The following is a 13,182-nucleotide window of genomic DNA, read 5'->3' on the forward strand; positions in this document are numbered from 1 at the left end:
TTATCTATATGAAAAGATTTCTAGGCAATTTTTCTTATTTCCTCCTCACTGCCGTTCTTCTCTGCTGCGGTATGTATGCCAATGCCCAACCGGGGCAGACTATTGTGCGGGGAACGGTTACAGACAGGGCTACAAAAGAAGCGCTGATTGGGGTGTCTGTATATGAGGTAGATGATGAGAACCGGACCCTGGCCGGTGTGAGCACAGACATTAACGGAGGTTTTGCCTTAAGGATGAAAAACCCTCAGAATAGGGTCATGGTCTCTTATATAGGCTATAAAAACGCTTCCTTTAGTGTAAATGGCAGATCTGTGGTAGACGTGGGGCTGGAGTCAACCTCCAATACCTTAAACACCGTAGAGATTATCTCTCACCAGCAAACCAACACCGGTATGCTGGATGTAGACAAACGGAATCTTACCTCTGCCATTGGTACCATTGATGCCAAAGCCCTGGCCGAGTTGCCTGCTGCCTCTATTGATGAAGCGCTGCAAGGCCGTTTGGCGGGTGTGGACATTGTCTCTGCCACCGGTGACCCTGGGGCAGGCATGCAGATCAGGATCCGGGGAACCTCTTCCATTAACTCCTCCTCTGAGCCCCTGATTGTAGTGGATGGCATGCCCTATGACATTGAGATTGCCTCTGATTTCAACTTTGCCACCGCAGATGAGCAAGGATACGCGCAGTTACTGAACATTGCCCCTACAGATATCCTGGAAATTTCCGTTTTGAAAGATGCGGCCGCTACGGCTGTGTGGGGTGCCAGGGCGTCAAACGGCGTGCTGGTAATTACTACCAAGCGGGGAAAGATAGGAAAGCCTACGGTAAACTATACGTTTAGGGGATCCTTGACCCAGCAGCCTGAAGCGTTGCCAATGCTAAACGGTGACCAATACTCCCAGTACATTCCGGAGGCATTCATGAACAGGACTGGTACCCCGTTGAACACTACTACCGTTAAAGAATTCCAATATGATCCAAAAGACCCCTATTGGTACAATAACTACAATAGAAACACTAATTGGATTGAGGAGATTACCCAAATAGGGCATATTCAGGATCACAATATTTCCTTATCCGGGGGTGGTGACAAAGCCAGGTATTACACTTCTATTGGCTATTTCGGGCAGCAGGGAACTACTATTGGTACTGACCTTTCCCGTATCTCTGCCCGGATCAACCTGGATTATTCCGTTTCTGACAGAATCAGGTTCAGAACCGACCTAGCCTACACCCACCTGGATAACAACCAGAACTACACCAATAACCTCAGGGGCGTTCCTAACCCCCGGACCGTGGCATATAACAAGATGCCCAACATGAGCGTGTATGAATACAATGAGTTTGGCGAGCGGACACCTAATTATTTTTCACCAGCTAACAACATCCAGGGAGGTTACCCGCAGACGTACAACCCGGTAGCCATGGTGCGCGAGGGAATCAACAAGCAATTAGGGGAGCGCGTTATTCCTAAATTTAATCTCCAATATGATGTGATTTCCGGGTTGCTGCTGGCTACTTCAGATATCCAGTTTGACATCAATAACAGCAAAACGAAAATGTTTCTGCCGCAGACCGCCACCGGCAGGCCCTGGACAGAAACAACCGTAAACAGAGCCTCAGATTCTGATGCTGACCGTTTTAGCGTTACCACCAAATCAAACCTGTTGTTTACTCCCAAACTTGGGGAAAAACACACCTTCCAGGGGTTATTCTCTTTCATGACCTTTGACGCCCGCAACGAGGGCTTTGGGGTTCTTACTTCTAACACGGCTTCTGCCTACCTGCAAGATCCAGCTATCGCTTCCAGAATCCAGGGGAATGAACACCAGTTGGGATCTTCCTCTTCCCAAACCAGAAGCGTGGGTTTTTTATTGAATGCCCAATACGGCTTTCTGGACCGCTATATTGTGAACGTTGGGGTTAGACGGGATGGAAGCTCCAAATTTGGGGAGAATAACCGTTACGGCACGTTCCCTTCCATCTCTGGACGCTGGAGAGTTTCTGGTGAGCCTTTCATGCAAGGCTTTAGATTCATTGATGACCTAAGCTTAAGGGGTAGCTATGGTGCCAGCGGCAACGAGCCTCGTGCCAGCTATGGCCATTATGATCTGTATGAGAATTACTCCTACAACTACCTGGGCATGTCTGGCCTGTACCAGTCAACCTTGAAGCTGAATAACCTGAAGTGGGAGACTGTTCTGCAGTCAAACGTGGGGGTTAACCTGGTCATGCTGGATAGGCGCCTGTCTATAGATGCCGACCTTTACAAGAGACGCACAAAGGACATGTTTTTCCAAGACCTGCTCATCTCCTCTATTACCGGTTTCACGGATGTAGACATGAACGTGGGCACCATGGACAACCTGGGCTGGGAAGCAGGCGTGAACTTAGCGCTGTACAAGACAAAGGATATGTCTGTAGACTTTGGCCTGAATCTCTCCCATAATGAAAACATGATCAGGGAGATATCAGAATATTATCCCCGTGAGAAAGGGAATCTGAATGCTAACGGAAACTACCTGATCACTATCCAGGAAAACAATCCCTTCGGTTCTTTCTATGGATACAGATTCAAAGGGGTGTATAAAGATGCAGAGTCCACTATTGCCAAAGACAGAAACGGGAACGCTATTATTGGACCAAACGGCCAGACCGTGCCAATGCGTTTTGGCTATCCTTCCATTGACTATGTCTTTCAGCCAGGAGATGCCATCTATGAAGACATCAACCATGACGGCAACATAGACTACAAAGATGTGGTGTATCTGGGCAATGCGAACCCTAAACTTACCGGTGGTTTTGGTCCGTCTTTAAGGTATAAGAACTGGAGAGTAAATATGTTCTTCAACTTCAGATACAAGTATGACATTGTCAATGAGACCAAGATGCGCACAGAGAACATGTATGACTACTCCAACCAAAGCACCGCTATCCTGAGAAGATGGAGACGCCCCGGAGACGAAACAGACATGCCGCGTGCCCTGAACAGAATGGGCTATAACTGGCTGGCCTCTGATCGCTATGTAGAAGATGGATCTTTCTTGCGGTTTAAAACTCTTACGATCAGATATGACTTGCCTAAACCTTTAAGCGAGAGGTTAGGGGCCAAGGACCTAAGCATGTACGTGACGGCAAATAACCTTTTCACCTTCACTAACTACACCGGTCAGGACCCAGAGGTAGGTTTGGCAGGAAGCGATCCTTTCAGAATAGGCTTTGATACCTCCAGAACCCCCCCAGTGAAAACACTCACGTTGGGCGTGAATGTCCGGTTTTAACATATTGGTAGTGATTAACAGAAAAATAGAATGTTAAAGAAGCATATATATAAAGCAGCACTAGTGCTAGTAGTGTTGGTCTTTAGCGCCTGTGACAGTTGGTTAGACCTGAAGCCGGAAAACGGAATTGTAGGGGATGAGTTCTGGAAAACAAAAGAGCAGGTAAACTCTGCGGTGGTAGGCATCTATGCTTCCATGTTAGACGCTGACTTTGCTGAAAAGCTTTTCTTGTGGGGAGAACTTAGGGGAGACATGGTCATGGCCAACACCGGAATCAGGTCTACTGAGTTGGAGGTAATGAATGGCAACATTGTAGATACCAACCCCATCTCAGACTGGAGAGCCTTTTATAGAACCATCAATCAATGTAATACCGTGATTGAGCGGGCCCCAAGTGCGCTGGCAGAAGACAAAACTTTTACCCAGGCCCAGTTGAATGCTTATTTAGGCGAGGCCTATGCTATCAGAGGGCTTATGTATTTCTATCTGGCCCGCAGTTTTGGTGATGTTCCTCTTAAGCTAACCGCTACTATAAGTGATGAGCAGGCTACAGCTTTACCAAAGTCAAGCCAGGCGCAGGTGCTAAACCAAGTGGCCAAAGACTTACTGAAGGCTGAAGAACTAGCCACTATCAATTACGGGAACAATTCTTTTAACAAAGGGCGCATTACAAAATACGCGGTCAATGCCGTGCAGGCAGACCTTTACCTTTGGAAAGAAAAGTACGATAGTGCCATCATTGCCACAGACAAAATTATCAATTCAGGGCAGTTTGGTCTGGTACAAGGGGTGAATAACTCTCAATGGTTCCAACAACTCTATGCGCAGGGAAACTCAAGCGAGATCATCTTTGCCCTGCAATTTAACTCGCAGCGCACCAACCCTTACTTCTCTATGTTCAGCTCTACCACGGGTAGAAGATTCCTGGCGGCAACACGGGTTTTAGAAGAAGTTTTTCCTCCAGATCCGGTAGATATATTGAACATGGACATCAGGGCCAATGCCTCAGTGAAAGTGTCTACCAGTGAAGTGTGGAAGTACCTTGGCCTTAACCAGACTGACGGCAGAACCCTGGATCAGTCAACCGCGCACTGGATCTTCTACAGATATGCTGACATTCTGCTCCTGAAGGCAGAGGCCCTGGCGGCCCAGAATAATGGCAAGGGGCAAGAAGCATTGGACTTGTTGTACAAAGTACGCCAGCGGGCAAACGCCCTGCCCGGAACTGATAACAAAGACATTGATCCTGGCTCTATGAATGACATTATTGATTTCATTCTGGCCGAACGGGAACGGGAGTTCGCTTTTGAAGGAAAGAGATGGTTTGATGTGTTAAGGAATGCCAAAAGAGGATCTTATGCCCGCCAGGATTTGCTGAATGAGATGGTCATCAATAGTGCGGCTCCTGAAAGACAGCAATCTATCCTGAACAAGTACAAAGACCAAAACAGCCATTACTGGCCCATCTACCAGTATGAGCTAACAACCAACAAGAGTCTTGAGCAAAATCCTTTTTACAAAGGCAGATAATATTTTAAATCTTTGATATGGAAAATCTACTTTTCATCAAAAGCTTAAAGGTCAGATTGATGGCTTTGGGCCTTCTTTTTATAACCCTGTTTACGGGTTGTGAAAAAGAGGTGATAGACATTGCTACCACTAGCGATGTGAACATGTTAGGGTATTTTGAGAAAAACACAGATAAGTTCTCCAGTTTGATAAAAATTCTGGAAAAAACAGAAGTTGCCGGCTTTCTGGCCGCCTATGGATCTTATACTATGTTTGCGCCAACAAATGAAGCTATTGACATTTATCTGAAAGAGAAAGGGGCTTCCTCCATTGATCAGTTGAGCGTTGATGAGCTGAAGAACCTAATACGGTTCCATTTATTGGAAGATACTATCCCTACTTCCAGCTTTACAGACGGCAAACTGCCTAAGATCACCATGCTAGGCCAGTACGTGATCACGGGGGCTACCCTAGAGAATGGAGTGGCCAGAACGCGGGTAAACAGACAGGCCAACGTGCTGAACGCCAACATACGGGTGGGCAATGGGATTATCCATACCATTGACCATGTGTTGCAGCCAGCTAACCAGACAGTAGGCCAAATGCTGGAAAGCAACCCTGAGTACTCCATCTTTACTGCTGCCTTGAAAGCCACAGGCTTATTTGATCAATTAAATAAACCAAGAGCAGAAGGGGGTACCTGGTACACGGTGCTGGCGCAGAAAAACGCAACCTACAACAAAATCAATATTAAAAGTTACGCAGAGCTCAAGGCAAAATACTCCCAGACAGGTAACCCAGCTGATAAAACAGACAGCCTTTACTTGAACATGGCTTATCGTATTTTGAACGACAGCAAATACCTGGCTGACCTAGTGACAGCCCCGTCACATATTACGCTGGCACCTCAGGAGGTTATCACCTCAAAGTTGAAGGGGGAAAAGGTATTGATCAATGAAGATGTTTTTAACGGTATTCTAGAAGAAGGTGCGCTGGTAGACAGAGGCGGAAGCGATAATACCGCCACCAATGGGGTACTACATGTGGTGACAGACAACTTCCAGATTAAAAAGAGAAATCCAGTACGCGTGTATTTTGACGTGGCAGATCAGCCGGAGCTCAGAATTCTACCAGAATTCAGAAGATTGGGTTCTCCTTCGGTTAGGTTCCCGGTAGGTTCTTTTAAAGAGATTTACTTTGAAGGCTCTAATAGCCCAACTATTACTTACCAGCCTGGCTCTGCGGCAAATGCCGACGGGTACGCCTATGGAGACTACCTGGAGGTAAGGATGAGTAACAACGTGGCCAGGTTAGTAGAGTTTACTACGCCTACCATTGTGAAAGGAAAATACAGAGTCTGGATAGCCTTTAGAACCATTGGCAACACGGCACCACTACAAGTATATTTTAATGACCAGTTACTGCCCAGAACCATTGATATGAAGCTTTTCTACCCAGGTGGTGTTGAAAGAGAGCTTTTGGCCCAAGGTATTAAACGCCACGTGGCAGATAACCCGGGCAATACCCACGCAAGGTTGGCTGGTACCATCACCGTGGAAACCACAGGCCGCCATAAAATCAAATTTGTAGGCCTTTCCAATACCAATGGCGTGCATAGACTTGACATGATTCAGTTCATTCCTGAAGACCAGGACCAACTTTATCCTAAAGTAAAAAGAGACGGTACTTTGGTCTACGAATAAAGAACATAGCACTAAACAGAGATAGACTTAGTAAGGTGCACGGGCAAAAATTAACCGTTCTGCCTGGGTATTCTAGAGATGGTTTTGCCTATTAAATTAAAAGAAATGGCTTTGTATAAAAAAATAGTATTGTTTGTGTGTATTCTGGCAGGTTTCACAGCCTGTAAGGATGCATGGGAAGAACATACGTCTCTGAATGATGCAGCATTGGGTAAGAACCTGATGCAGGAAATTAGTACTAATCCTAAGATTAGCAGGTTCAATGAGCTATTAATCAAAACCGGGTTTGATGAAGTTCTAAAATCCTCTAAATCCTTTACTGTATGGGCCCCCACCAATGAGGCCCTGCAGAATTTAGATCAGGATATTGTGAATAACCAGGACCGGCTGAAGCAGTTTGTGAGCAACCACATCAGTTACCAGCAATATTTCACACACACCGTATTGCCAGCTTCCTCCCAAATCAAAACCTTAAGCGGCAAGAATATCCTCTGGAATAAAGCAACGTCTACCGTAGAGGCGGCCAAGATTTTAGAAGCCAATAAATACGCTGGTAACGGAGTGTTACATATCATTGATGTGCCTCTTACGCCTAAAATGAATTCCTGGGAGTTCTTGAACAGCTCCACCCTGAGCCCCAGGCAGAAGGCTTACTTACAGTCACTGGAGGAAACGGTTTTTGTAGATAGCCTTGCCACGCAAACAGGGGTAAACCCGGTTACCGGAGCACCTGTCTACGACCCTAATACCGGTTTCATAAAGCGGAACCAGTATTTTCAAAGGGTATACAATCTAGCCAATGAAGACTCACTGTATACTTTTGTGATGCTGACAGACGCAGCTTATACGGCTGAGTTTGACAAGTTCAAGAAGTTTTTCGTGACCAGTACCACTGACAGCACAGATGCCCTTACTAATTATGCGGTCACCAAAGATCTTGCTTTTAGAGGGGTTTACACGAAGGAAACATTGCCCCTGACCCTTACCTCTAGATCAGGGGTACAGGTGCAAATAGACAAGAATGCGGTGATCCGGGAGGAGCGTACCTCCAATGGAATGGTGTTGGTGGTGAACAGCCTTAGTGTTGCCAACGAAGAAAAAATAAGACCTATCAGAATTCAGGGCGAATCTATCTATAACATCAGGGCAACGCGGTTAAGCCACCCAGATAAAGCAGGAAATGTTTCAGTGCAAACTAGAAGAGGCCAGGCAGCCGAAGAAACCTACCAATACCTGCGCGTAACCGGCCACAGCACCTCTGGGTTATGGCTCAGATATGTTATTCCTAATGTGAACTCCACCAAGTACAAGGTCTTCTGGAATGTCATCAATGATTTTCAGACGGGGGCATTTGACCAAAGAATAGCTTTCAAAGTACCAACCGCCACTGAAATACCTTATAAATCTGTAGTGGCTTCTACCACTCCCATCCGTCAGGAAATAGGAGAGTATACCGTGGCTAAATATGGCAACCTAGATGCTTACCTAAGAAGTGCCTTGTCCACAAACAATGCCCTCAACCCCCTCACACTAGATTACCTGGAATTAGTACCAGTATTTTAATCACTTAAAAGCTAGGGAATTACATGCCTGTTTTGTATAAAAGAATAAAAGAGTTCTCCTTCCTGTTGGCCCTGGCCAGTACGCCTGTTTGCGCCTTTGCCCAACAGAATGGAACGGTTAAAGCCCCCTCTGATACGATCACGGTTTCTCGTCAGCAAGTGGTGGGAGTGAAGGTGACTGGTACTGTTACCGCAGCGGCCACAAAACAACCTCTTGCTGGTATCAGTGTGAGTGTACCAGGTTTCTCTGCGGCCTTAACAGATGATAATGGTGAGTTCTCGCTGGCCGTTCCGTCTACGGCTGCTAGCCTAACAGTAGAAGGAGAAGGCTATCAACGCAAAGAAGTGCCGGTGAAGGGAAGAGGTGTTGTGGCCATAAGCCTGAATGAAAGCTCTTTTAATTCCATTTATGATATCGCGGCATTACCAAACAGCATCAATAAACCAATCAATCAGGTAACAGGGGCAGTAGTATCCTTAGATCCGGTCCAGCAAAAATGGGCAACGTCTGCAGAGACCCCAGAAAATTTTCTGCAGGGAAAGGTGGCAGGCCTTAATGTGGTACGCAGGTCTGGTACGCCCGGTATTGGGGCCAATATGTTTCTAAGAGGGTACAACTCTTTGTATACTACCAACCAACCGCTGGTCATTGTAGACGGAATGATCTATGATATGAATGATTATGGTGGTTCTATCATCAATAATCACTTTACCAACCCCCTCTCCAATATTGACATCAAGGACATAGACAACATCACGGTCATCAAAGATGCCGCCTCTATCTATGGTTCTAAGGGAGCTAACGGCGCCATTATCATTACCACGGGCCGTGCCCAGGAACTGGCCACAAAAATAGATTTCGCTTCTTATGCGGGTATCAACCTGGCTCCTGATAACATCCCGGTGATGAATGCCTCTAACTACCGCATTTATCTGGCAGATGTCTTGAAAAGCAGTGGCCTCACAGATAACCAGATTCAGGCACGGCCTTACATGAATGATAATGTAACCGGCCCTGAGTATTATACCTTCCATAACAATACAAACTGGCAAAAGGAAGTACTGAAAAGAAGCTATAACCAGAACTATTACATGCGGGTAGTGGGAGGAGACAACATTGCCAAATATGCCTTGTCACTTGGCGTTTTGGATAATGGAGGAATTGTACAGAATACCAACTTCCAGCGGTACAATACCTTGTTCAATGCAGACCTGAACATGACGCCAAAGCTAACGGTCAATTCCAATGTGGCGTTTACCTACAGTGAGCAGAGCCTGGCAGACCAAGGCATCGCCATGAACACCAATCCTATTTACCTGAGCTTGATAAAAGCCCCCTTCCTGAACAGGAATGAGGTATCTAACACGGGTGTTACTTCTCCTAACTTAGCTGATACGGATATTTTCAATGTAGGCAACCCGGTGGCTATCACCAATACTATGCAGTCCAAAGGGATTAACTATAGATTCCTAGGCTCAGCAAAATTCAATTATGCGTTGACCAGAAACCTGATAGCAAGCACGCAGTTTGGGGTTACCTATGATAAAATACGGGAGAGTTTCTTTGTTCCGCGTAGAGGCACAAGTTCTGAGAACCTGGAAAATGCCATTGCGGAAAGCAGAATGGGCGCACAGGTGCAAAGGTTGTTCTCTATTTTCAGTGACACCCGCCTGGCTTACTCCAAGACTTTTAACAACATTCATAGTTTTGACGGCAGCATTGGTGTAAGGTACAGTGATAACAATAGCGAAGGCGACTCTGGGTTTGGCTATAACTCCGCCACAGATGAATTGAGAACTATTGGTACCGGTGCTTCCTCGTTGCGCAGAGCCGGGGGCGAAATAGGTAATTGGGTGTGGCTAAACTATTATGCCGGGGCCAATTACGGACTCTTGAATAAATACTTTCTATCATTTAACCTGGCAGTAGACGGTTCCTCACGGTTCGGGAAAGAAGCCAAAGACGGCATCAGTTTGTTTGATAGAAAATTTGGTGTGTTCCCATCTGTTGGGGCAGCCTGGCTGGTTTCTTCTGAGAACTTCATGGCCAACGCCAATTTCCTGGAAACCCTGAAACTTCGCACTACCTACAGCATCACAGGAAACGATGACCTTGGTAACTACTCAGCCCGCCAATACTATGTATCCCAAAGCCTTATGGATTTCCAGGGTTTGGTGAGAGGGAACATTGGCAACCCAGCCTTGCAATGGGAAACTAACCGTAAGTTAAATGCCGGTGTAGACCTGGGCTTGTTCAATGAAAGGCTTTCTGTCACCGTTGATGCTTACCGCAATGTTACTGATAACATGCTGGTGCGCGAGCAACTGGTTTCTGCCACAGGGTTTGACTTCATGTACACCAACAACGGTAAAATGGTCAATAAAGGAGTAGACCTGTCATTGAACGGGCGGCTGGTCAATACCGCACCTTTGAAATGGGATCTGGGCCTTACCTTCTCCAAATACAAAAATGAGGTAACTGACTTGTCTACTGACCAATTCATCACCCAGTACGCCGGGGCCAACATCCTGACCAAAATAGGCCAGGAAGCCAACCTGTTCTATGGCTATAAAACCAATGGGGTATTCTCAACCAATGCAGAGGCTGCGCAGGCTGGGGTAAGCACCAGAACACCTAGTGGTGAAGTAATGGCCTTTCAGGGAGGGGATATGCGGTTTGTGAATTTCAACAATGAAGGTGCCTCTAAGGGTATGATTGATGAGAGTGACATGGTGGTGATAGGGAACCCTAATCCTGATTTTACTGGTATGTTCAACACCAAACTTCAATATAACCGCTTCTCCCTTGACGCTTATTTTACCTTCAGCAAGGGGAATGACATCTACAATTATACCAGGGCGCAGCTAGAATCTGCCTCCGGCACCGGTAACCAGACAGATGCGGTCATAAAAAGATGGAGAACTGAAGGCCAGGTGACAGACATGCCAAGAGCCAGTTACGGTGACCCCATGGGCAATGCCCGCTTCTCAGACAGATGGATAGAAGATGGCTCTTACCTGCGGTTCAGGACCCTCACCCTCAAATATGATCTGCCGCTCAATACAAAATATATCAAATCAGCCTCTTTCTACACTACGGCTAATAACCTGATCACCTTCTCTAAATACAAAGGCTATGATCCTGAATTTAGTGCAGGGGAAACCATTTTTGCCCAAGGCATAGATGTAGGGTTGATACCGCAGTACAGGTCTGTCCTGTTAGGGGTAAGAATTGGTCTTTAAGCGATAGCGTTATTCAAAGCATTAAGTTTCAACACATGAAAAATAGATTCATTAGGTCCATAGCCCGTGCAGTGCCAGTGGTCCTTATTGGCCTAAGCATTTTCTCTTGTAATGATATGCTGGACCTGGAGCCAGAAACGGCCCTGGATGAAAGTAAGGCGTACCAGAATATTTTTGATGCGGACGCCGCCATCATAGGGGTATATGGAAAGTTTATAAACCTGGCAGAACGGCACGTGGTCTTGAATGAGCTAAGGGCAGATCTGGTGTCGGTTACGGGCAATGCCGCCAGTAACGCAGATTTAATGCAGCTCAATTACCACACGGTACAGCCAGAGAATAAGTATGCCAACCCAAGGCCCTATTATGAAGTGATCATCAACTGTAATGATGTGCTGCACAACTTCAATAAGATGGTGGCTGACAATAAAATCACCAGGGCAGAATACAATGAACGTTACTCTGATGTGGCCGCCCTCAGAAGCTGGATTTACCTGCAGCTGGGTATTCAGTATGGACGGGTGCCGTATATCACAGATCCATTGGCAAAAGTAACGGACCTCACTGACCAAAGTAAATTCCAAAAGATTGACTTTGAGGTGCTGTTGGATAGTTTGATCACGTTCACGGAGAAAATACCGCACAAAGAGTTGTATTCCACGGGTAGCTCCCTCTTGATTAACATTGGAGGCTATAACAGCCAGAAATTCTTTGTAAACAAACGGTTAGTTTTAGGAGATCTGCACCTATGGAAAGGCAACTATACACAAGCCGCCACCCACTACCGGAAGGTTCTGGAAACCGGATTATTAGACGCAGGTAAAGGAGCCCGGTATTATGACCAATACCGGGTAAGCTGGAGTAACCAATTTGACCCATTTGTAGGCTTCAATGGAAGCCAATCAAACATGTGGAACTATGAGTGGGTGTGGGATTTGCCATTTAATCCTAGCTTCAGTCCCCAGAACCCATTTGTAAAGCTATTTGCCAATGCAGGTGGTTCTTACCTGCTAAAGCCTTCACAGGCGGCTATCAGTAAATGGGCAGCTGAGACCCGTAATGACCTTACCCCAGGTGACAACAGAGCAAATGCGGCCGTTAATTACCAATTAGGCCAACCGGTGGTAGCAAAATACCTGCAGAACTTTAGTGCCTCGCTTCCTTTTGAGAACAAGGGCAACTGGTTCCTGGCCCGGGCCGCCTTGGTACACCTTCGGTTTGCTGAAGCCGCCAACCGCCAGGGGCACAGCAAACTGGCCGAGGCGTTTATTCAGAAAGGTGTAAAGTCTGTTTTCTCTGATCCTAACCTTCCTGCCACCAACCCAGATGTAACCAACACCCAACAAACCTTTTTACCGGAACCGTTTAATTTTGATGCCCGGGAAGGTACCTTCCCTTTCTTCAGGGGAGACTGGTACCGGCACGTGGGTCTGAGAACCAGAGCAGGCCTACAGAACATTAACTTTGATGATCCCAATGCCTCCGGTACTCTGCTGATTCGCACCGAGAATGCCATCATCAATGAAGCCGCCCTGGAATTGGCGTTTGAAGGCCATAGATGGCAAGACCTGCTTAGAATAGCTAGAAGAAGGAATGATCCGGCTTTCTTGGCAGACAAGGTGTATGAGAAATTAGTTAAAGCGAATGACCCTAGAGCCCAGGAAGTAAGAGCCCGACTCATGGATCCTGCTAACTGGTACCTACCATTTAAGATGTAATTCTTTTAGATCTGAAACAGCTAAAACAGATAGCCCACTAGGGTAATCTTTACCTACCAAAAGTTGGACGTACTAAAAAGCAGAATTCTTTAACCCTAAACCCTGGCCTGTACATGACTTGCCAGGGTTTGTTTTTATTCTTTTCCAGGGTAGCATAAAGAGCTGG

6 protein-coding genes are annotated in these 13,182 nt (G+C 46.4%); all 6 read left to right on the forward strand.

What is annotated here, in order from left to right:
- The first annotated feature begins 8 nt into the window (after window positions 1–8).
- Window positions 9–3,281, forward strand: coding sequence for a SusC/RagA family TonB-linked outer membrane protein (locus tag ACYVJQ_RS16405; protein ID WP_460894192.1), 3,273 nt, complete (start codon window positions 9–11; stop codon window positions 3,279–3,281).
- A 30-nt stretch (window positions 3,282–3,311) separates the two neighbouring features.
- On the forward strand, window positions 3,312–4,811 hold the full coding sequence (locus tag ACYVJQ_RS16410) for a RagB/SusD family nutrient uptake outer membrane protein (protein WP_460894193.1): 1,500 nt from the start codon (window positions 3,312–3,314) through the stop codon (window positions 4,809–4,811).
- A gap of 17 nt (window positions 4,812–4,828) precedes the next feature.
- A complete protein-coding gene (locus ACYVJQ_RS16415; RefSeq protein ID WP_460894194.1) occupies window positions 4,829–6,493 on the forward strand; it encodes a fasciclin domain-containing protein in 1,665 nt (554 codons plus the stop codon).
- A 105-nt stretch (window positions 6,494–6,598) separates the two neighbouring features.
- Complete coding sequence (locus ACYVJQ_RS16420; RefSeq protein ID WP_460894195.1) at window positions 6,599–8,056, forward strand: fasciclin domain-containing protein; 1,458 nt, start codon at window positions 6,599–6,601, stop codon at window positions 8,054–8,056.
- A 23-nt stretch (window positions 8,057–8,079) separates the two neighbouring features.
- On the forward strand, window positions 8,080–11,298 hold the full coding sequence (locus ACYVJQ_RS16425) for a SusC/RagA family TonB-linked outer membrane protein (RefSeq protein ID WP_460894196.1): 3,219 nt from the start codon (window positions 8,080–8,082) through the stop codon (window positions 11,296–11,298).
- Window positions 11,299–11,333: 35 nt separating this feature from the next.
- On the forward strand, window positions 11,334–13,016 hold the full coding sequence (locus tag ACYVJQ_RS16430) for a RagB/SusD family nutrient uptake outer membrane protein (RefSeq protein ID WP_460894197.1): 1,683 nt from the start codon (window positions 11,334–11,336) through the stop codon (window positions 13,014–13,016).
- Window positions 13,017–13,182: the final 166 nt, after the last annotated feature.

This window comes from Rufibacter soli (assembly GCF_054781795.1).

What these genes read in the sequence shown, in the direction of transcription:
- ACYVJQ_RS16420 (WP_460894195.1), top strand. Translation starts at nt 6,599, where the DNA reads ATGGCTTTGTATAAAAAAATAGTATTGTTTGTGTGTATTCTGGCAGGT.
- ACYVJQ_RS16415 (WP_460894194.1), top strand. Translation starts at nt 4,829, where the DNA reads ATGGAAAATCTACTTTTCATCAAAAGCTTAAAGGTCAGATTGATGGCT.
- ACYVJQ_RS16425 (WP_460894196.1), top strand. Translation starts at nt 8,080, where the DNA reads ATGCCTGTTTTGTATAAAAGAATAAAAGAGTTCTCCTTCCTGTTGGCC.
- ACYVJQ_RS16430 (WP_460894197.1), top strand. Translation starts at nt 11,334, where the DNA reads ATGAAAAATAGATTCATTAGGTCCATAGCCCGTGCAGTGCCAGTGGTC.
- ACYVJQ_RS16405 (WP_460894192.1), top strand. Translation starts at nt 9, where the DNA reads ATGAAAAGATTTCTAGGCAATTTTTCTTATTTCCTCCTCACTGCCGTT.
- ACYVJQ_RS16410 (WP_460894193.1), top strand. Translation starts at nt 3,312, where the DNA reads ATGTTAAAGAAGCATATATATAAAGCAGCACTAGTGCTAGTAGTGTTG.